Below are 19,694 nucleotides of genomic sequence, written 5' to 3'. Positions count from 1 at the left end.
GCAGGGCCGCCTCTTCCGGATAATCGGACTTTCCATTTCCCCTGCGCAGACCGAGCGACGCACGGCGGCGATCCGCCTGTGGCGCGTCCTGCGCGCCCCACGGCCACGGACCCCGCCTCCCGATGAACACCGCCCACCGCAAGCCGCTGCCCGGCACCTCCCTGGCCTATTTCGACGCCCGCGCGGCGGTGGAGGCCCTGTCGCCCGGCGCCTGGGCGGGCCTGCCCTACACCTCGCGCGTGCTGGCCGAGAACCTGGTCCGTCGCGCCGAGCCCGCGCGCCTCGACGCCTTCCTGTCGCAGCTCATCGAGCGCAAGCGCGACATCGACTTCCCGTGGTTCCCGGCGCGCGTGGTCTGCCACGACATCCTCGGCCAGACCGCGCTGGTCGACCTCGCCGGTCTGCGCGACGCGATCGCCGACCAGGGCGGCGATCCGGCGCAGGTGAACCCGGTCGTTCCCGTCCAGCTCATCGTCGACCATTCGCTCGCCGTCGAATGCGGCGGCTTCGATCCCGATGCGTTCGCGAAGAACCGCGCGATCGAGGATCGCCGCAACGAGGACCGCTTCCACTTCATCGACTGGACGAAGCTCGCGTTCCGCAACGTCGACGTGATCCCGCCGGGCAACGGGATCATGCACCAGATCAACCTGGAGCGGATGTCGCCGGTGATCGGCACGCTGGATGGCGTCGCGTACCCCGACACCTGCGTCGGCACCGACAGCCACACGCCGCATGTCGACGCGCTGGGCGTGATCGCGATCGGCGTCGGCGGCCTCGAAGCCGAGAACGTGATGCTCGGCCGCGCGTCGTGGATGCGCCTGCCGGACATCATCGGCGTCGAACTCACCGGCAAGCCGCAGCCGGGCATCACCGCAACCGACATCGTGCTCGCGCTCACCGAATTCCTGCGCAAGCAGAAGGTCGTCGGTGCGTATCTCGAATTCCGAGGCGAGGGTGCTGCCGCGCTGACGCTGGGCGATCGCGCGACGATCTCGAACATGGCGCCCGAATACGGCGCGACCGCGGCGATGTTCTTCATCGATGCCAACACCATCGATTACCTGAAGCTCACCGGCCGCAGCGACGAGCAGGTCGCGCTGGTCGAGACCTACGCGAAGACGCTTGGCCTGTGGTCGGACGATCTCGCCGCCGCGCAGTACGAACGCACGCTGTCGTTCGATCTGTCGACGGTGGTGCGCAACATGGCCGGCCCGTCGAACCCGCACGCGCGCGTCGCCGTCAGTGATCTCGCCGCGAAGGGCATCGCCGACGAATCCAAGCTGCAGACCGGCAAGGCGCAGGAAGCCGAAGGCCTGATGCCCGACGGCGCGGTGATCATCGCCGCGATCACCAGCTGCACCAATACCTCGAATCCGCGCAACGTCATCGCCGCCGGCCTGCTCGCGCGCAACGCGCGTCGCGGGGGCCTCGTGCGCAAGCCGTGGGTGAAAAGCTCGCTGGCGCCGGGCTCGAAGGCGGTTGCGTTGTATCTGGAAGAAGCCGGCTTGAAGGACGATCTCGAAGCGCTGGGCTTCGGCATCGTCGCCTTCGCCTGCACCACCTGCAACGGCATGAGCGGCGCGCTGGATCCGAAGATCCAGCAGGAGATCATCGACCGCGACCTGTATGCGACCGCGGTGCTGTCGGGCAATCGCAATTTCGACGGCCGCATCCATCCGTACGCGAAGCAGGCGTTCCTCGCCTCGCCGCCGCTGGTGGTGGCCTATGCCATCGCCGGCACGATCCGCTTCGACATCGAGAAGGACGCGCTGGGCCACGATGCGGCGGGCAACCCGATCACGCTGAAGGATCTCTGGCCCACCGACGCCGAGATCGACGCGATCGTGAAGTCGGCGGTGAAGCCGGAACAGTTCCGCAAGGTCTACGAGCCGATGTTCAACGTGCGCGTCGAACACGACGCGCCGGTGAAGCCGCTGTACGACTGGCGCCCGATGAGCACCTACATCCGCCGCCCGCCGTACTGGGAAGGCGCGCTCGCCAAGCCGCGCACGTTGCAGGGCCTGCGCCCGCTGGCGGTGCTCGGCGACAACATCACGACCGATCACCTGTCGCCGTCGAACGCGATCCTCGCCAGCAGTGCCGCTGGCGAATACCTCGCGAAGATGGGCCTGCCGGAAGAGGACTTCAATTCGTACGCGACGCACCGCGGCGATCATCTCACCGCGCAGCGCGCGACGTTCGCGAACCCGACCCTGCTCAACGAGATGGTGCGCAACGCCGACGGCAGCGTGAAGAAGGGTTCGCTGGCGCGCGTCGAGCCCGAAGGCCAGGTCATGCGCATGTGGGAAGCGATCGAGACCTACATGGACCGCGGCCAGCCGCTGATCATCGTCGCCGGCGCCGACTACGGCCAGGGCAGCTCGCGCGACTGGGCAGCGAAGGGCGTGCGCCTCGCGGGTGTGGAAGCGATCGTCGCCGAAGGCTTCGAACGCATCCACCGCACCAACCTGATCGGCATGGGCGTGCTGCCGCTGGAGTTCAAGCCCGGCACCACGCGCCTCACCCTCGGCCTCGACGGCACCGAGACCTACGACGTCACCGGCGAACGCACCCCGCGCGCCACGCTGACGCTGGTCGTGCATCGCCGCAACGGCGAACGCGTCGAAGTCCCCGTGACCTGCCGTCTCGACACCGCCGAGGAAGTCTCGATCTACGAAGCCGGCGGCGTGCTGCAGCGCTTCGCGCAGGATTTCCTCGAAGCGAGCAAGGTGGCCTGACCATGACGCATCGTCCCCAACTCCGTATCCCCGCCACCTACATGCGCGGCGGCACGTCGAAGGGCGTGTTCTTCCGGCTCGATGACCTGCCGGAGGCTGCGCGTGCGCCGGGGCCGGTGCGCGATGCGCTGCTGATGCGCGTCATCGGCAGTCCGGACCCGTACGCGAAGCACACCGACGGCATGGGCGGGGCGACGTCGAGCACCAGCAAGTGCGTGATCATCTCGCGCAGCAGCCGGCCGGACCACGACGTCGACTATCTCTACGGCCAGGTGTCGATCGACACCGCGTTCGTCGACTGGAGCGGCAACTGCGGCAACCTGTCGACGGCGGTGGGTCCGTTCGCGATCGCCAACGGGTTCATCGACAAGGCGCGACTGCCGGAAAACGGGACGTTCCCGGTGCGCGTGTGGCAGGCGAACATCGGCAAGACCATCGTCTGCCACGTGCCGATCGTCGACGGCGAGGTGCAGGAAACCGGCGATTTCGAGCTGGACGGCGTGACCTTCCCGGCGGCGGAGATCGTGCTGGAGTTCCTCGATCCCGCGGACGAGGGCGAAGGCGAGGGTGGCGGCAGCATGTTCCCGACCGGCCACCTGGTCGACGATCTCGACGTGCCGGGCATTGGCACGCTGCAGGTCACGATGATCAACGCCGGCATCCCGACCGTGTTCGTGCGTGCGGCCGACATCGGCTACACCGGCGCCGAGCTGCAGGACGCGATCAACGGCGACGCGAAGGCGCTGGCGATGTTCGAGTCGATCCGCGCGCACGGCGCGGTGCGCATGGGGCTGATCCAGGACGTGTCCGAGGCGCCGAAGCGCCAGCACACGCCGAAGGTGGCGTTCGTGGCGCCGGCGGCTGATTACACGGCCTCCAGCGGCAAGCGTATCGCCGCGGGCGAGATCGACCTGCTGGTGCGCGCGCTGTCGATGGGCAAGCTGCATCACGCGATGATGGGCACGGCGGCGGTGGCGATCGGCACCGCGGCGGCGATCCCCGGCACGCTGGTCAGCGAGGCGGCCGGCGGCGGTGCGCGCACCGCGGTGCGCTTCGGGCATCCGTCCGGCACGCTGCGCGTGGGCGCCGAGGCGGCGCAGGTCGACGGCCAGTGGGTGGTGCGCAAGGCGGTCATGAGCCGCAGCGCGCGCGTGCTGATGGAAGGCGCGGTGCGGGTGCCGGCGGAGACGTTGCCCGGCTGATCGTGCGTGGATGGATCGGGCGTTCCGCCTCGGTCGAAGGGGCGGGTTGTCGACGTCCGCCGGTCGTGGCACAGTCGGTGACAGCGGCCCTCGGGCCAACAAGTCAGGAGTCCGCATCGTGATCGATCCGGACGGTTATCGACCGAACGTCGCCATCGTCCTGATGCACCCGGATGGCCGGGTGTTCTGGGCCCGTCGCGTCCGCCGCGACGGCTGGCAGTTCCCGCAGGGCGGGATGAACAGCGACGAGACGCCCACCGAGGCGATGTTCCGCGAACTGCGCGAGGAAACCGGGCTGCTGCCCGAGCACGTCGACGTGATCGGCTCCACGCCCGGTTGGCTACGCTACCGGCTGCCGTCGCGCGCGGTGCGTCGCAACGACCGCATGGTCTGCATCGGCCAGAAACAGGTGTGGTTCCTGCTGCGTTTCACCGGCAGCGAGAGCGACCTGAAGCTCGACCTCACCGACTCGCCGGAATTCGACCACTGGCGCTGGGTGGATTTCTGGTATCCGATCGAGCACGTGGTGAACTTCAAGCGCTCGGTCTACGCCCACGCGCTGCACCACCTGGCACCGTACGCGCGCCAGGTGGCGGGTGAGGCGATCCCGCCGCTGGGCGGTGATTCGATGCGGTGGATGCGTCCCCGCGGTCGCCGGCGCGGGGCATCCAGGCCGGCGACGGGGCGGGAATCCGGCCCGGGCTGAGTGCGCGTTGCGCCGCCGGGCCGTGGCTGCGCGGCGGATCAGCCGCCGCTGCTTTCGTTCAGCAGCTTGAGATCCTTCAGCCGGCGGATGATCCGCTCCGACGTCTTGCTGTAGTCGCCCTCGAGCAGCGCCTTGGCGTCCGTGCGCTTGCCGGACTGGTGCAGCGCGACCACGCTGGACGCCTGCTGGTGGAACATCTTGTGGACCGCGCGCAGCTCGGAAAACATCGCGTACTGGCCGAGCTGCTTCTGGCCGTCGGAATGGATCCACTTGCCGAGGTCGCAGCGGTCGTCGTGGCAGATCACTTCGGGTCGCAGGTCTTCGGTCGACTTGCCGTCGAGGTAGATCACCAGACGATCCTTCCAGTTCTGGTGCGCGCCGATCGCCACGTCGATGTCGAGCGAGGTCAGCGCCTTGCTGACGTCCTGCTGGGCCTTGTCACGCTCGGACTTCGACCCGAACGACTTGAAGAAATCCAGAAATCCCATGAGGTCCCCTTGTCTGAATGGATGTCTGAGCCATCACAGGCAAGAAGCGTGCCCGTTGTCGTGCCGCAGGGCACGCGAACGGGCTTCGGGGAATCAATGGGAAGCGTTGCTTTCGATGGTCTAGAACGATCGAGGTGCCGCGCGAGGCGCGTCTTAATGTGACGTCGGTCCAACTTGGCTGCCGTTGCGCGTCAATTGACAGGTGTTGAGCCGACCGTATCGGCCCGCCCCCCCCCCCCCCGGACCGGGGATCTCACCCCGGCTGGGAGGCGCTCTTGGCCATGCTGGCGCGCAGGGCCTGGCGGGCGCGGGCGAATTCGTTGGCGATCAGGGCCACGGCCACCGCCGGGCGTTCGAGCGTCTGCGAGCGGGCGCCCAGCTCGACCTTGCGGGCGGCGTTGGACAGGGCCATCGCGCCGAGGTTGGCGCTGGAGGACTTCAGTGTGTGCGCGGCGTTGCGCAGCATGTCCAGATCCGGCCCGGACGCGGCGACTTCCAGCGCGGCGATGAGCCGCGGGCTGTCGTCGAGGAAGACTTCGATCAGGCGGTCGACCTCGGTGCCGAGGATGCTGCGCAGTTCTTCCAGCACGCTGTCGTCGAGGATCGGCGGCGGCGGTTCCGCGGGTGCCGCAGCGGCCGGCGCCGGGGCGGGTGCCGCAGGCGGTGCGGGCGTCGGGGCGGCGGCGGGCGGCTGCTGGGCCGGCTTGGTGGCCGTCGGCGGGGGCGGCAGGAACGGATTCGAGTTGAACACGGGGCGGTTGGCGGCGGCTTCGAGAGTGGCGTCGGGCGACGAGGGCGCAAGCGTCGCCGCCGGGGCGGCGGGGGCGGGCGCTGCGGCAGGGGTCGCCGCAGCGGCGGCACCGGCGCGTTCGGCCGAGGCCTGCTGGCCGGACACCTGCTGCCAATGGAACAGGCAGCGTTCCAGTTCGCCGCGGGTGACCGGCTTGGCGAGGTAATCGTCCATGCCGGCGTCGAGGCACTTCTGTCGGTCGCCGGCCATGGCATTGGCGGTCATGGCGACGATCGGCAGGCGCCGACCGCCGGTCACGGCCTCGTGTTCGCGCCAGCGCCGGGTGGCGGTGTAGCCGTCCATCACCGGCATCTGGCAATCCATCAGGACCAGGTCGTAGCGCGAGGCGGACATGCGCAGCAGCGCGGCCTCGCCGTTGGTGGCGCTGTCGCAGGAGGTGCCGAGCACGCCCAGCAGGCGCTGGCCGACCATCAGGTTGACCGGGTTGTCCTCGACCAGCAGCACCCGCATCGGACGCGCCGGCATGGGCTCGTCTTCCTGCGGCGCGGCCGGCGCAGGCGCGGCCGGTGCCGGGGCGGGCGCGCCGGCGGTTTCGTAGGGCATCGGCAGCGACGATTCGATCGCCAGCGGCGCACCACCTTCGACGAAGACCGGCATGGTGTCGGCCTGCGATCCGCTGCCGGACTCCGGCGTGGCGCCGATCAGCGCGGCGCGCAGGTCGGCATCCGGTGACTGCCGCGGCAGCACGGTCGCCGCCTGCATCAGTTCCTCGGGCGCGGGTTCGTCGCCCTGCAGGCAGACCAGGCGGACCTGGCCGTAGGTGTTCTGGCGTTCGAGGTTGCGCAGCAGGGCGACCGCGGTGCTGCGCACGCTGCTCAGGTCGGCCAGCACGGTCGTGAATGCCCACGTCGGACCCTGGTGCAGGGCGCCGCGGATGCGTTCCAGCGCTTCCTGGGTGGTCTCGACCGCGGTGATGCGCAGGCCCCAGTTGGGCAGCAGCATGCTCAGCCGCAGCCGCAGGCGCTGGTCGCCGGTCAGCAGCAGCACGCGGCCGTTGCCGGGTTCGACCGGGCGGGTGGTGCTGATGTCGCCCTGCACCTTCAGCAGCGGCACCTCGAACCAGAACGTCGATCCCTGCCCGGATTCGGATTCCACGCCGATGCGGCCACCCATCAGGTCGATGATGCGCTTGGAGATCGCCAGCCCGAGGCCGGTGCCGCCGTACAGGCGCGTGGTGGAAGCGTCGGCCTGGCTGAAGGCCTGGAACAGCCGCTCCTGCGCCGCCTGCGGGATGCCGATGCCGGTGTCGCGGACCTCGAAGCGCAGCTGGTGCTGGGCGCTGGTCTCGCCGATCTTGCGCACGGTGACGGTGATGCCGCCGCGTTCGGTGAACTTCACCGCGTTGCTGATCAGGTTGCTCAGCACCTGGCGCAGGCGCACCGGGTCGCCGCGCACCGGCAGCCGCACCGACGGATCGATCTGCAGGTTCAGGCGCAGGCCCTTGCTCTGCGACGGCCGCTCCATCAGCTGGATCACCGATTCCAGCGTGTCGCGCAGGTTGAAGGTGGTGGATTCGAGCTGGAGCTTCGACGCTTCCAGTTTCGAGTAGTCGAGGATGTCGTCGACGATGCGCAGCATCTGCTGCGACGACAGGAAGGCGGTGTGCACCATCTCGGCCTGGTCGGCCGGCAGCCGCGCATGCATCAGCAGGTCCAGCATCGGCACGATGCCGTTGAGCGGGGTGCGGATCTCGTGGCTCATCGTGGCCAGGAACTCGCCCTTGGCCATCACTGCCGATTCGGCGTCCTGCTTGGCCTGCCGCAGTTGCTGTTCGAGGGTGCTGCGGCGCTGGAGCTCGAGCTCGAGCTCGGCGCGTTCGGCGTCGCTGCGCGCGGCGATCTCGGCCGCTTCGCGCATGTGGCGCTCGTAGTTGCGCGAGGCATAGGCCAGATAGCCGGCGATCCCGGCAGTGATCAGGACGAGGGCGATGCCGATCATCAGCCACGGGCCACCGGGGGTGATGAAATGCAGGCCGAGGACCAGGACGGCGCCGAGCGCGGTCGCCAGCGCCAGCCAGCGGAAGGTCAGCAGCGAAGGCTTCGGGGGATTCAAGGCACGGCACCTGGGCTGTAGCGGCATCGGCATCGGGGTCCTTCCGGGGCCGCGATGCTCCCTTCCGGCACGGGGCCGGAACGCCGATGATGCCCCAGCGCCGTGCAGCTTGACCAGCGTACTTGCGGGCAGCCGTTGCCGGCCGGGACTACAGCAGGGCGTGCTGGAAGTCGAAATCCATGGCGTCGGCGGCCCGCTGGACCAGATCGCCCTGGATGTAGTCGATGCCGCTGAGCCAGAGCTTGGCAGCGGTCTGCGGGTCCTCGACGTGCTGGCCGATCACCTGCAGGCCCTGCAGGTGGGCACGCTCGATCACCATCCGCATCTCGTCGTGGACCGCCTGCTGCTCGATCCGGCCGGCGTAGTGCGGCGACAGGCGCAGGTAGCTCAGCGGCAGCTGGGCCAGCAGCGCGTCGGCCTCGGGGTTCGACTGGAACTGGCTGAGGCACAGGCGGACGCCGGCGTTCATCATCCGCTCGCAGAACTCGCGCAGCAGCACCGAATGGACGAGGGCATCGCCGAGGCGCACGTCCACCACCAGCAGCCGGCCCTCGATGCCGAGGTCCTTCATCGCATCCAGCAGCCACTGGCTGTAGCCGTCCTGGCCCAGCGTGCGCGCGGCCTGCGGCACGAACAGCCGGGCGCGCCGGCTGCCGCGCAGCTGTTCGCCGAGGATCGCCATGGCACGGGTCATCACCCGGCGGTCGATCTCGTGCACCAGACCGGCGCGTTCGGCGATCGGCACGATTTCCGCGGCGGTGTGCTGGCGGCCTTCGGCATCGCGCAGGCGGACGAGGGTCTGGTACTGCTCCTGCTCGCTGCCGACCACCGAGACGATCGGCTGGAACGCCAGCTCCAGGCGTTCGTTGGTCAGCGCGTCCTGCAACTGCACCAGCATCTTCGCCGACTGCTCCGACACCGCATCCGCCGGCGGGCGGTAGGCGGCGATGCCGGTGGATTCGGCGCGCGCCAGACGCAGCGCTTCTTCGGCCGCCCCGAGCGCGGCACCGGCATCGGGAAAGCCGTGGGCCAGGTCGACATAGCCCACGCAGGCGCGCAGGCGCACGGTGTCGCCGTTGACCTCCAGCGTCCGGCCGAGGAAGGCGTCGCGCAGCTGCCGCGCCCACACCGCCTGGCGATCCGGCGGCAGGCCGGGCCAGTAGACGACGAAGGTGTTGTCGTTGAGCCGCGAGGCGGCGCGCTCGCCGGCGATGGCCGCGACCAGCTTGCCGGCCTCGGTCAGGATCGCGTCCAGCGCGGCGTAACCGTAGTGGTCGCGCAGCGCCGAGGTGCCTTCGATCACCACGAAATGCACGGCGCCGGAGGTCTGCTGCGGGAACGCCAGCGACAGCTGCTGCAGCATGTAGTTGCGGGTCAGCAGGCCGGTGGCCGGATGCCGGCGCACTTCCTGTTCGCGCTGCTGGCGCAGGGCACGCGCGCGGCGCACGCGGTTCTGCACCGCCGCGATCAGGTGGCGCGGGCGGACGGGCTTGCTGAGGTAATCGTCGGCACCGCTGTCGAGCACTTCGAGGTGGCGTTCCGGATCGGTGTCGCCGGTCAGGAACACCACGGGGATGTGGGCGTAGGCGCCGTGGGTGCGGATCTTCGTCGTCAGCTCGGTGCCGGACATGCCCGGCATGTGCAGGTCCATCAGCAGCAGGTCGGGCTGGAAGCGATCCATCGCCGCCATCGCCTCGCCGGGCATGGCCACGACCTCGGTGTCCATGCCCGAGCCCTTGAGGATGCTCTGCGCGAACAGGGCCTGGCTGCGGTCGTCCTCGACGATCAGGATGCGGTATGGCGGTTCGCCCTGTTCGGTCGGCACCACCTGCGGCGGAAGGTCGGCGGGCGCGGCTTCGGCCACCGCCGCCTGCGCGGTGGCGACCGCTTCCGGCGGCGGCGCGTCGGCGCTCCAGCGGCGCCAGTAGCCGGCCGGCGGCGTTTCGGCCCGGACAGTCCCGTTGCCGCCGCCCGAAGGGGCGCCGGCAACAGTGGAACGGTCAGGCGGAATGAAGGACATCGCAACTCCGGACGTGAACCCGCATTATGCGGGTTCGCCCGGGGATGGGAAGCGCCGTTCCGCGGGAAATGGACGGCGGCGCGCGTCCTTCAGCGGAACGGATCGGTGCCGTCGGATGCGGAAACGGCCGTCCCCGGCGACGCACCGGTCGAAAGCAGGCGTGACACGCCGCGGTACACCGTGCGCCACAGCCACCAGACGACGAGGCCGATGGCGAGGCCGCTGCCGACGACCACGGTCAGCGCGATCCACGGATGCGCCCAGACCAGCGCGAGGCCGCCGACCACGACCGTGTCCTCCACCACCGAAGCGGTCCAGTTGCTGACCGGTTCGGGTGAGGTGTTGAGCAGCGCGCGGGTGCCGGCCTTGATGGCATGGCTGGTCAGCGCCGCGCCGGCGCCGGCCGCCAGCATGCCGCCGGCGAGGTGGCCGTCGGGCGACATCGCCGCCGCGGCGAGGAAGGCGCCGGCGGGGATCCGCAGCAGGGTGTGCAGCAGGTCCCAGCCCGAATCCACGCCCGGGATCTTGTCGGCGAAGAACTCCACCGCCGCCAGCGCGCCGGAGACGCCCAGCACCCACGGCGAGGTGGTGGCTTCGAGCGCCGGCGGCAGGTCCAGCCAGCCGAAGTAGCCGGCGATGCCGACGCCGAACACGGTGAGATACGCACGCACCCCGGCCAACCAGGCCAGCAGGATGCCGATCGCGAACACATGGGCTTCGGACATGGATGGTTCCCCCGACCCTCTCGGCGGCGACGCGGCCGGGCGCGGTGGCGGCCGGTCCGGCCGCACGGGCGCAGAGTATCAGTGCGCCGGCTTGACGCAGCCTTAAGGTCGTCCGGTTAGGATGGACGGCGATGAGCGATCCGTCCGACACCACTGCCCCCCGACGTCGCAAGCGCCGCCGCAAGGCGTCGTCGGCGCCTGCGTCGGCCGAGCCGGCGGTGCAGGTGATCCTCGAACAGGCGCTGCATCCCGATCCCGAAGCGCTCGACGCGGAGGCCGCGGAAGCCGGGGCCCCGGGCGTCGAGGCCCATGGTGCGGCGACGCCCGTCGCGAAGGGGCCGCGCCGCCGCGGTGGCCGTGCCAGGACATCCCCGCCGTTGACAGCCTCCGCGCCTGCGCAGGCGCCGTCTAAACGCCGGGGCGGGAAGGCGGCATCGGCCGCGTCTGCAGAGGCGGCAGCGCCGGAAGGCGTCGCGGACGCGCCGGTCGAGAGGCCGGCAGCCGAGGCGCCCGTCACCATCGAGAAGGGCGATGCCGTCGAGCCCCCGGCCGTCCTCGTCCACGCGATCGACGTCGAATCCGCCCCGGAGATCGCGGCAGAGCCTCCCGTCGACACCGAAGCCCCGCCCGAAGCCGAGCCGCCCCCCCCGATCTCCGATTGGCACGACGTCACGTCGGCGTGGACGGTGGTGGGCGATGGGCCGGAGACGCCGCCGCCCGCGTACCGGGACGAGGACGGCGAGGTCCTCCACGATCAGCAAGGCGACGGTGTCGCGTCGCACGACGATGCGTTCGGCTCCGGGCATGCGCCGCCGCCCGCGCGGCCGGCCACACCCGCGGCGCCGCATGCCCCGGTGCCGCACCACTGGGTCTATCTCGCGGTCGGCCTGTTCGTGGCGGCACTCGGGTTCGGCCTGTGGGGCGTGTGGACCGTCTTCTTCGCCGGCGGCGACGGCAGCGGCGGCAGCCTCGCCGCGCTGCGCACGCGCAGCGATCGCCTCAGCCAGGAAGTGTCGACCCTGCGCCGCTCCGACCAGATCAGCCGCGACGCCAACCGCGACCTGGAGCGCACACTCGCCGAGCGTGACGAGGAAATCGCCAGCCTGCGCGCCGACATCGCCTTCTACGAGCGTTTCGTCGGCGCCACCGGCCAGCGCCGCGGCCTGAGCGTGCACGATCTCGAGATGCGCCGGCAGGACGGCGATGCCTGGCACTTCGTCGCCACGCTCACCCAGAACGTCAATCGCGGCGCGGTGAACAGCGGCCGGTTGACGCTGTCGATCGAAGGCACCCGCCGTGACCGCATGGAGCGGCTGTCGTGGACGACGCTGCGCAAGCAGCCGAACGCGCCGGGCGCCGAGTACTCGTTCAAGTATTTCCAGCAGCTGGAAGGCGAGATCCTGCTGCCGGCCGACTTCAAGCCGCTGCGGGTGACGGTGCGGCTGGTGCCGCAGGGCGGGGCGGCGGTCGAGCAGTCCTTCCCGTGGCCTGAAACACTGCATTCCGTCTCGGGCGGATGAGCGCCGGCGCGCTTGAACCCGCGCCCGGCGCGCCGCATCCTGTCGCGATGGACATGCCCGTGACCCTCCCGCCCGCTGCCGACGACGCGCCGGCGCCGATCGACTTCACCGCCGCCGCGGCCGCCAAGGTGCGCGAACTGATCCGTGAGGAAGGCAATCCCGCGCTCAAGCTGCGGGTCTACATCCAGGGCGGCGGCTGTTCCGGCTTCCAGTACGGCTTCGAGTTCGACGACCAGCTGAACGAGGACGACCTTGCGCTGGTCACCGACGACGTCACCCTCGTCGTCGATCCGCTGAGCCTGCAGTACCTCGTCGGCGCGCAGGTCGACTACACCGAAAGCCTGCACGGCGCACAGTTCGTGATCCGCAATCCGAACGCCAAGACCACCTGCGGCTGCGGCAGCAGTTTCAGCGCCTGAGGCCCGCGATGCCGCCGATCCCGCCCCGTTTCGCCTTCGTCGAAGGCGCGCTGGACCGCGCCGACGCCTTGCGCGACAAGCCCGATGCCCTCCGTGCCTACTGGCCCGACGCCCGCGTGGTGATCGTCGATGCCGACGGCCGCACCCGCGTCGACGCGAACGGTGAACTGGATGCGCCCGAAGGCCGGACGCTGGTGGACACGCCCGACGACGCGATCTTCCTCGGCATGCAGGGCGATGCGGCGTGGTTCGCCTGCGTCGGCGATGCCGGCACAGGCGCTGCCGCGCCGGCTGCGTTCAACGCCCCGGGCGCGCAGGACGGTCGCATCGATCTGCGCTCCGCCGCCTCGCAGTGGCCGGCGTTCGAAGCGACGTTGTTCGCGCAGGCCCGCGCGGTGCTGCACTGGCGCGCGCGACACCGGTTCTGCGGCGCCTGCGGCGGCGCGCTGCGCTTCGAGCGCGGCGGCTGGCAGGGCCATTGCGACGCCTGCGGGCTCGATCACTACCCGCGCACCGATCCGGCGGTGATCGTCGCCGTCACCGATGGCAAGCGCCTGCTGCTGGGCCGGCAGGCCAGCTGGCCGGCGCGGCGCTATTCCACGCTCGCCGGGTTCGTCGAGCCGGGCGAGACGCTGGAGCAGACCGTCGCCCGCGAGGTGATGGAGGAATCCGGCGTGCGCGTGCGGTCCAGCCGCTACCTGGCGTCGCAGCCGTGGCCGTTCCCGTCGTCGCTGATGCTGGGCTTCGTCGCGCAGGCCGAACCCGATCCGCCGCAGGCCGACCAGGAACTGGAAGACGTCCGCTGGTATTCGCGCGACGAAGTCGGCGCCGCGCTGCGCGGCGAGAGCGGCCCGGACGGCCTGCTGCTGTCGCCGTCGGTCTCGATCTCGCGCTGGCTGATCGAGTGCTGGCATGCCGAGGCCGCCGGCTGACGCCGCGATCGCCGTGGACGCATCGATGCGCGGTGCGCGCGGTTTGATCCGACCCCGGGCCGCTTTCGGGCGGACTGTTAGACTGCGGCCATGTCCGCGACCCTGATCGCCGTCATCTTCGCACTGGCGCTGGGGCACCTCGCGCCCGGCTTCGCCGCGGCGGTGCGTCGCCATGAGGCCTATCCGCACTGGCTGCGCTGGCTGTCGACGCAACTGGCGTCGCGGCCGGCGTTCTGGCGCGGCCGCGGCGGGATCCTGCTGGCGGTGCTGCCGCCGGTGCTGCTGGTCGCGCTGCTGCAATGGGCGCTGCACACGCCGCTGGCCGGCGTACTCGGCCTGCTGTTCGCGCTGGCCGTGCTGTTCTGGGCCTGGGGGCCGCGCGATCTCGATACCGATGTCGCCGCCGTCGTCGACGCCGCCGACGGTGCCACGCGCCGCGACGCGGCTGCGCGCCTGTCACCGGCCTGCGTCGGCGATGCCGCCGATGCCGGTGTGCTGGTCGAAGGCGTGTTCGCCGGCGCGCTGCGGCGCTGGTTCGGCGTGCTGGCGTGGTTCCTCCTGCTGGGACCCACCGGTGCGGTGCTGTACCGCCTCGCCGCGCTGTCGGCCGAGGACGAAGCCGCCACCGTGCTGCCCGAAGGGACCCGCGAGGGCGCGCGTCGCCTGTTCGCACTGATGAACTGGCCGGTGGCGCAGGCGATGACGCTCTCGCTGGCGCTGGTCGGCAACTTCGACACGGTGCTCGGCGTGTGGCGCGAGCGGGGCGGGGCGTCGTGGCGTCTCGACCACGCGCACCTTGGTGCCGCCGCCCGCGCCAGCGTGCGCGGCGAAATCGCCGAGGAAGCGCAGGAATTCATCGAGGAAGGCGCGTCCCCGGGCAACGCCTGGGCGAAACTGGGCGAACTGCCCGAGCTGCGCGACGCGATGAGCCTGGTCTGGCGCACCCTGCTGCTGTGGCTGGTGATCCTCGCCCTGTTCGTCGTCGCCGGCTGGGTGAGCTGACGCGCTTGCGCGGCATTGCCGCGCGCGTCGGCGAACGTCCGCACAAGGAGGTGCGAGCCGGGCGATCCGAAGCCCGAAGCACGGCGCCATGGACGGCATCGTCCCGTTGATCGAGGTGGTCGCTTGCGCGGCATTGCCGCGCGCGAATTCTGATTCGCTTTCTGCGGGAGCGCTGGTTTTCAACACCCGAAGGCTGGACAAGGCGCGACGAATTGCGGAAAGCCTGTCCGCAGCCCGTCGCGACTTCCGTCGCTCCCACAGGTCAGACCTGCATCGCGATCACGCCATGTTGCCGAGGCGGCGCCTTGCAGGTTTCTGTAGGAGCGACGTGAGTCGCGACCTGATGACGTCATGGGTCGCGACTCACGTCGCTCCCACAAAAACGAACGATCGCGATCGTTACCCCAGCCGCGCCAGGACCGACTGCGTCGGCTTCGCGAGGTTGAGCGTGTAGAAATGCAGCGACGGCGCGCCGCCGTCGAGCAGGCGGCGGCACATCGTGGCCACCAGGTCGGCGGCGAATTCGCGGATGCCGTCGGCGTCGTCGCCCAGCGCCTGCATGCGCTTCGCGACCCAGCGCGGGATCTCGGCGCCGCAGGCGTCGGAGAAGCGCCGCAACTGGCTGAAGTTCGAGATCGGCATGATGCCGGGGATGATCGGCACCTCCACGCCCAGCCTGCGTGCGTCGTCGACGAAGCGGAAATAGGCGTCGGCGTTGTAGAAGTACTGGGTGATCGCGGCGTCCGCGCCGGCGTCGACCTTGGCCTTGAAGTGGCGCAGGTCGGCGAAGGCATCATCGGCCTGCGGGTGCGTTTCGGGGTAGCAGCCGACCTCGATCCGGAAGTGGTCGCCGTGTTCGGCACGGATGAAGGCCACCAGGTCCGAGCCGTAACGCAGGTCACCCATGCGCGCCATGCCGGAGGGCAGGTCGCCGCGCAGCGCGACGATGCGGCGGCAGCCCAGCGCGCGGTACAGCTGCAGCAGTTCGCGGATCTCCTCGCGGCTGCCGCCCATGCACGAGAGGTGCGGCGCGGCGTCGAAGCCGTGGGTCTGCTTGAGGTGGCGCACCGTCTCCGAGGTGTAGCTCAGGGTCGAGCCGCCGGCCCCGAACGTGCAGGACACGTATTCCGGCCCGTGGGTCCGCAGCTTCTTCGCCGTCCGGTCCAGCAGATCGCGCTGTTCGTCGGTCTTGGGCGGGTAGAACTCGAAGGAGATGGCGGGCGAATGCGCGGGCATGACGAGCGTCCTGGCGGGTCGGCGGCCATCATATCTCTTTATCGCGATGAATGCATATGGGGTCGATGGCCCCGTCCGGCGGCCGAGGCGGTACGCTGCCGCCCATCCTGTCCCGCGCCTGCCCGATGACCATCGTCCTCACCGACTTCGCCCGCCCCCGCCTGTTCCCGCGCGAACCCCGCCGCAACACGATCCAGGACTGCACGCCCGAGCAGTTCGTCGCGCGCCTCAACGCCGAACCGCCGGTGGTCGTGCTCGACGGCTACGCGCCGTTCTGCAAGCTGCACGTGCACCGCAACTGGACCTCGACGCGCTGCATGACCATCCCGATCGACGACGGCAACCGCCACCTGCTGCGCAGCGGCTACGAGGCCCGCAACAGCAGCGAGCTGCCGGTGCTGGTGCGCTGGTTCGAGGGCGTGGAGCCACCGGTGGCCGAATACCTGATCGCGATCCTCTACGACCGCGAGCAGATGGCGAAGGAAGGCACGCCCTACGACGCCGACTGGGGCATCGTCGGCTGCCTCTACACGATGACGCCCGAGGAAACCCCGATGACCCCGATCACCATGCTGCGCAACGCACTGGGCGTGGAAGAGGGCGGCTCCGGCGTGCCGATCGACCGCGAGGCGTATCGGCGTGCGGTCGAGTTCTGGGAGCGGCACGCGAGTTGGCGGGGGTGATCGAGGCGCCTCCGCCGTGCGGCGTCTTCCTGTTCGACCTTGTCGCGGGCAGGATGGCGCAAGCCCCACGGAGGACCGCCATGACGAATCCCTATCAGGCGCCCAACAGTGCGTTGCCGCCGCCCGAAGGCCGCAGGCCGCTCCCCGGCTGGCTTCACGCGAGCGTTTCCGGCATCGCGTTCCTGCTGGCGCTGCTCGCGTTCTGGGGCGCTGCGTATTTCCTGATGGACAACCGCGCCGTGCTGTTCGATGGCGTCGTCCCTCCGCTGCGGCTGGCGGGCCTGGTCGCGATGCCCGGGCTGCTGGCCATGGCGACGGGCCTGTTCTTCTTCCGCAGGAAGATCGGCGTTTTCCTGCTCGCCGCCTACATCGTGTCGAGCCTGTTCATGACGGAGGATCGGACCAGCGGCCCCTACCTCGTGAACCTGTTGCTCTTGATTGCGCTGCTTGCCTTCGGGCTGCACGAATACAAGCGGGGGCTGCTGCGGTGATCCGGTGCATGGCCGCAAAAAGACGGGCGCCGAAGCGCCCGTGATCGCACCACGAAGCAAGCGGAATGACGGGCGTCAGCTCTTGTACTTCCACGCCCGGTTGATGGCGAGCGCGGCGAGCGTGCCGACGGCGCCGGACAGCAGGTAGGCGCCCAGCCATTCGAGGCCGAAGGTGGCGCACAGGCCCAGCGCGACCAGCGGCGCGAACGCGGCGCCGATCAGCCACGCGAGGTCGGCGGTGAGCGCAGCGCCGGTGTAGCGGTAGCGCCGGCCGAAGTTCGCGGTCACCGCGCCGGCGGCCTGGCCGTAGGACAGGCCCAGCAGCAGGAAGCCGATCAACACGAACGCGGCCTGGCCCGCGGTGCCGCCGCCCATCAGCGTCGGCGCGAAGCCGCTGAACATCGCGATGGCGATCGCCAGCCCGCCCAGTGTGCGTGCGCGGCCGACGCGGTCGGCGATCACCCCCGACGCGATCACGCCGCCGATGGCGACGAGGCCGCCGACGATCTGGATCGACAGGAAGGCGCTCATCGACTGGTCGGAATACAGCCGGATCCACGACAGCGGGAAGATCGTCACGATGTGGAACAGCGCGTAGCTGGCGAGTGCGGCGAACGCGCCGATCACCACGTGCTGGCCCTTCTCCGCGACGAGTTCGCGGATCGGCGTGGGTTCGAGGTCGAGTTCGTGCATCCTGCCCTGGTATTCCTCGGCAACCACGATCCGCAGCCGCGCGAACAGCGCGACGACGTTGATCGCGAAGGCCACGTAGAAGGGATAGCGCCAGCCCCAGTCGAGGAAATCGCGTTCGGTCAGGCTGGCATGCAGGAAGGCGAACACCGACGCGGCGACGATGAAACCGACCGGCGCGCCGAGTTGGCCCAGCATCGCGTACCAGCCGCGGCGTTCCTTCGGCGTGTTGAGCGCGAGCAGCGACGGCAGGCCGTCCCACGAGCCGCCGAGCGCGATGCCCTGCAGGATGCGCAGCAGCGCGAGCAGCACGATCGAGGCGCCGCCCAGCGTGGCGTAGCCGGGCAGGAAGGCCATGCCCGCGGTCGCGGTGCCCAGCAGGAAGAGCGCAACGGTGAGTTTCATGCCGCGGCCCCAGTGGGTCTGCACGGACATGAACAGGATGGTGCCGAACGGCCGCGCGACGAACGCCAGCGCGAAGATCGCGAACGCGTACAGCGTGCCGCGCAGGCCGTCCGCGAACGGGAAGAACACCGACGGGAACGCCAGCGCCGAGGCGATGCCGTAGACGAAGAAGTCGAAATATTCGGAGGCGCGGCCGATGACCACGCCCACGGCGATCTCGCCGGGCGCCACGTCGGGATGGGCCTTGGTGCCGTGGTCGTGGGTGGAGACGGTGGGGCCTGTGGCGATGTTCATCGGTCGCGGCGTCGGATGACGGGGGCAGTCGAGGGAGCATGCGGCCGGAATCGCCGCAGGACACAGACTGACAGAGCCCGGGTGCGCGGACCATGGGACAAAACGTCCAATCCTGCCCGCGAACCGAGGTACCTATATTGATCGCGATCAATTCCGGTCGCGATTCCTTCCCCCTCCCATGCGCAACAGGCTCCGTTCGTCGCTGGTCGTCGCCCTGGCGTCGGCCGCGCTGCTCTCCGGCTGCCGGCTGCAGGTGCTCGATCCCGCGGGCGACATCGCCAGCCGCCAGGCCGACCTCATCGTCGTCGCCACGGTGCTGATGCTGATCGTGATCGTGCCGGTGATCGCGCTCACGTTCTGGTTTGCGTGGCGCTACCGCGCGTCCAATCGCGCCGCGACCTACACACCCGACTGGGACCATTCCACGCAGCTGGAGCTGGTGATCTGGGGCGTGCCGCTGCTCATCATCATCGCACTCGGCGCGGTCACGTGGATCAGCACGCACCTGCTGGATCCCGCGCGGCCGCTCGATCGCATCGCCGCGGGACGCCCGGTGCCCGCCGGCACGAAGCCGCTGGAAGTGCAGGTGGTCGCGCTCGACTGGAAATGGCTTTTCGTCTATCCCGAGCAGGGCGTGGCGACGGTGAACGAAGTCGCGGTGCCGGTCGATCGGCCGGTGCATTTCCGCATCACCGCCTCGTCGGTGATGAACACGTTCTACGTGCCCGCGCTGGCCGGGATGATCTACGGCATGCCCGGCATGGAGTCGGATCTCAACGCGGTGATCAACGCGCCGGGCGACCACGTCGGCTTCTCCGCCAACTACAGCGGCGCCGGCTTCTCGCACATGCGCTTCCGCTTCCGCGGCCTCGCCGACGCCGATTTCGACCGCTGGATCGACGCGCAGCGCGCGGCTGGCGCGACGCTGGATCGCGGCGCCTACCTCGAACTCGAAAAGCCGAGCCAGCGCGAACCCGTGCGCCGCTACGGCGCGGTCGAGCGCGGGTTGTTCGACGCGATCGTGAACCGCTGCGTGGATCCGGTGCGGCTGTGCGCGAACCAGATGATGGCGATCGACGCCGCCGGTGGGCTCGGCAAGGACGGTCTGGGCTCGCTTGCGATGCCGCGTCGCGGCGATCCGCGGCTGGGCGCCTACGTCGCCTCCGGTGTCTGCGAAACGCCCGAAGCGCAGCGTCGCCTCGTGCCCGTCGGCTACGGCGGCGCGCGCGCGCCATGATCCCGTCGCCTCCCCAGAACAACGCCTTCACCTCCGGAAC

General features: G+C 70.1%; 16 protein-coding genes. 10 read left to right on the top strand and 6 right to left on the bottom strand.

Annotated features, from left to right (window positions below; translation table 11 throughout):
* Positions 1 to 122: 122 nt before the first annotated feature.
* The 3 genes from acnD to ACT53R_RS14635 all read left to right on the top strand — a co-directional run bounded on the left by acnD (position 123) and on the right by ACT53R_RS14635 (position 4,649).
* A complete protein-coding gene (gene acnD / locus ACT53R_RS14645) occupies positions 123 to 2,741 on the top strand; it encodes a Fe/S-dependent 2-methylisocitrate dehydratase AcnD (protein ID WP_476172635.1) in 2,619 nt (872 codons plus the stop codon).
* 2 nt (positions 2,742 to 2,743) lie between these two features.
* The gene (gene prpF / locus ACT53R_RS14640; RefSeq protein WP_476172634.1) at positions 2,744 to 3,943 is read left to right on the top strand and encodes a 2-methylaconitate cis-trans isomerase PrpF; all 1,200 of its coding nucleotides are present in this window, start codon (positions 2,744 to 2,746) and stop codon (positions 3,941 to 3,943) included.
* A gap of 118 nt (positions 3,944 to 4,061) precedes the next feature.
* A complete protein-coding gene (locus tag ACT53R_RS14635) occupies positions 4,062 to 4,649 on the top strand; it encodes an RNA pyrophosphohydrolase (protein WP_476172633.1) in 588 nt (195 codons plus the stop codon).
* Positions 4,650 to 4,687: 38 nt separating this feature from the next.
* On the opposite strand, the gene ACT53R_RS14630 is transcribed toward ACT53R_RS14635, so the two are convergent.
* From ACT53R_RS14630 to ACT53R_RS14615, 4 genes are all read right to left on the bottom strand, one after another.
* The gene (locus ACT53R_RS14630; RefSeq protein ID WP_476172632.1) at positions 4,688 to 5,137 is read right to left on the bottom strand and encodes a CZB domain-containing protein; all 450 of its coding nucleotides are present in this window, start codon (positions 5,135 to 5,137) and stop codon (positions 4,688 to 4,690) included.
* A 253-nt stretch (positions 5,138 to 5,390) separates the two neighbouring features.
* Positions 5,391 to 8,000, bottom strand: coding sequence for an ATP-binding protein (locus tag ACT53R_RS14625; protein ID WP_476172631.1), 2,610 nt, complete (start codon positions 7,998 to 8,000; stop codon positions 5,391 to 5,393).
* Between the two features lie 148 nt (positions 8,001 to 8,148).
* A complete protein-coding gene (locus ACT53R_RS14620) occupies positions 8,149 to 10,020 on the bottom strand; it encodes an EAL domain-containing protein (protein ID WP_476172630.1) in 1,872 nt (623 codons plus the stop codon).
* Positions 10,021 to 10,109: 89 nt separating this feature from the next.
* The gene (locus tag ACT53R_RS14615) at positions 10,110 to 10,745 is read right to left on the bottom strand and encodes a DUF4126 domain-containing protein (RefSeq protein WP_476172629.1); all 636 of its coding nucleotides are present in this window, start codon (positions 10,743 to 10,745) and stop codon (positions 10,110 to 10,112) included.
* A gap of 131 nt (positions 10,746 to 10,876) precedes the next feature.
* Here ACT53R_RS14615 and ACT53R_RS14610 point away from each other — a divergent pair, with 131 nt between their 5' ends.
* The 4 genes from ACT53R_RS14610 (at position 10,877) to ACT53R_RS14595 (ending at position 14,618) form a co-directional block, all read left to right on the top strand.
* On the top strand, positions 10,877 to 12,265 hold the full coding sequence (locus ACT53R_RS14610) for a DUF6776 family protein (RefSeq protein WP_476172628.1): 1,389 nt from the start codon (positions 10,877 to 10,879) through the stop codon (positions 12,263 to 12,265).
* A gap of 47 nt (positions 12,266 to 12,312) precedes the next feature.
* Positions 12,313 to 12,684, top strand: coding sequence for an iron-sulfur cluster insertion protein ErpA (gene erpA / locus ACT53R_RS14605; RefSeq protein ID WP_476172627.1), 372 nt, complete (start codon positions 12,313 to 12,315; stop codon positions 12,682 to 12,684).
* Between the two features lie 8 nt (positions 12,685 to 12,692).
* Positions 12,693 to 13,616 (top strand): NAD(+) diphosphatase, encoded by a 924-nt coding sequence (nudC, locus tag ACT53R_RS14600; RefSeq protein WP_476172626.1) that lies wholly within the window; start codon positions 12,693 to 12,695, stop codon positions 13,614 to 13,616.
* Positions 13,617 to 13,706: 90 nt separating this feature from the next.
* Positions 13,707 to 14,618: a hypothetical protein gene (locus ACT53R_RS14595; protein ID WP_476172625.1), complete on the top strand. Its 912-nt coding sequence runs from the start codon at positions 13,707 to 13,709 to the stop codon at positions 14,616 to 14,618.
* Positions 14,619 to 15,017: 399 nt separating this feature from the next.
* Here the strand turns inward: ACT53R_RS14595 and metF are convergent, their stop codons facing one another.
* A complete protein-coding gene (gene metF, locus ACT53R_RS14590) occupies positions 15,018 to 15,854 on the bottom strand; it encodes a methylenetetrahydrofolate reductase [NAD(P)H] (protein WP_476172624.1) in 837 nt (278 codons plus the stop codon).
* A gap of 125 nt (positions 15,855 to 15,979) precedes the next feature.
* Between metF and ACT53R_RS14585 the strand changes: the two genes are divergently transcribed.
* Together ACT53R_RS14585 and ACT53R_RS14580 are read left to right on the top strand one after the other, a co-directional pair.
* Positions 15,980 to 16,537 carry a DUF3228 family protein gene (locus tag ACT53R_RS14585; RefSeq protein WP_476172623.1) on the top strand — a complete coding sequence of 186 codons (558 nt, stop codon included), beginning with the start codon at positions 15,980 to 15,982 and terminating at the stop codon, positions 16,535 to 16,537.
* Between the two features lie 80 nt (positions 16,538 to 16,617).
* Positions 16,618 to 17,028: a hypothetical protein gene (locus ACT53R_RS14580; RefSeq protein WP_476172622.1), complete on the top strand. Its 411-nt coding sequence runs from the start codon at positions 16,618 to 16,620 to the stop codon at positions 17,026 to 17,028.
* Positions 17,029 to 17,103: 75 nt separating this feature from the next.
* Here ACT53R_RS14580 and ACT53R_RS14575 read toward each other — a convergent pair whose 3' ends face one another.
* Complete coding sequence (locus tag ACT53R_RS14575; protein ID WP_476172621.1) at positions 17,104 to 18,417, bottom strand: MFS transporter; 1,314 nt, start codon at positions 18,415 to 18,417, stop codon at positions 17,104 to 17,106.
* Positions 18,418 to 18,595: 178 nt separating this feature from the next.
* Here ACT53R_RS14575 and cyoA point away from each other — a divergent pair, with 178 nt between their 5' ends.
* Positions 18,596 to 19,654, top strand: coding sequence for a ubiquinol oxidase subunit II (gene cyoA / locus ACT53R_RS14570; protein WP_476172620.1), 1,059 nt, complete (start codon positions 18,596 to 18,598; stop codon positions 19,652 to 19,654).
* Positions 19,655 to 19,694: the final 40 nt, after the last annotated feature.

Source organism: Lysobacter sp. DMC104 (assembly GCF_056313665.1).
Note: the sequence above shows the minus strand (reverse complement) of the source record. Positions and strands in the feature narration are given on the sequence as shown.

What these genes read in the sequence shown, in the direction of transcription:
- prpF (WP_476172634.1), top strand. Translation starts at nt 2,744, where the DNA reads ATGACGCATCGTCCCCAACTCCGTATCCCCGCCACCTACATGCGCGGC.
- ACT53R_RS14595 (WP_476172625.1), top strand. Translation starts at nt 13,707, where the DNA reads ATGTCCGCGACCCTGATCGCCGTCATCTTCGCACTGGCGCTGGGGCAC.
- nudC (WP_476172626.1), top strand. Translation starts at nt 12,693, where the DNA reads ATGCCGCCGATCCCGCCCCGTTTCGCCTTCGTCGAAGGCGCGCTGGAC.
- metF (WP_476172624.1), bottom strand. Translation starts at nt 15,854, where the DNA reads ATGCCCGCGCATTCGCCCGCCATCTCCTTCGAGTTCTACCCGCCCAAG.
- ACT53R_RS14610 (WP_476172628.1), top strand. Translation starts at nt 10,877, where the DNA reads ATGAGCGATCCGTCCGACACCACTGCCCCCCGACGTCGCAAGCGCCGC.
- erpA (WP_476172627.1), top strand. Translation starts at nt 12,313, where the DNA reads ATGGACATGCCCGTGACCCTCCCGCCCGCTGCCGACGACGCGCCGGCG.
- ACT53R_RS14575 (WP_476172621.1), bottom strand. Translation starts at nt 18,417, where the DNA reads ATGAACATCGCCACAGGCCCCACCGTCTCCACCCACGACCACGGCACC.
- ACT53R_RS14620 (WP_476172630.1), bottom strand. Translation starts at nt 10,020, where the DNA reads ATGTCCTTCATTCCGCCTGACCGTTCCACTGTTGCCGGCGCCCCTTCG.
- acnD (WP_476172635.1), top strand. Translation starts at nt 123, where the DNA reads ATGAACACCGCCCACCGCAAGCCGCTGCCCGGCACCTCCCTGGCCTAT.
- ACT53R_RS14615 (WP_476172629.1), bottom strand. Translation starts at nt 10,745, where the DNA reads ATGTCCGAAGCCCATGTGTTCGCGATCGGCATCCTGCTGGCCTGGTTG.
- ACT53R_RS14580 (WP_476172622.1), top strand. Translation starts at nt 16,618, where the DNA reads ATGACGAATCCCTATCAGGCGCCCAACAGTGCGTTGCCGCCGCCCGAA.
- ACT53R_RS14630 (WP_476172632.1), bottom strand. Translation starts at nt 5,137, where the DNA reads ATGGGATTTCTGGATTTCTTCAAGTCGTTCGGGTCGAAGTCCGAGCGT.
- cyoA (WP_476172620.1), top strand. Translation starts at nt 18,596, where the DNA reads ATGCGCAACAGGCTCCGTTCGTCGCTGGTCGTCGCCCTGGCGTCGGCC.
- ACT53R_RS14585 (WP_476172623.1), top strand. Translation starts at nt 15,980, where the DNA reads ATGACCATCGTCCTCACCGACTTCGCCCGCCCCCGCCTGTTCCCGCGC.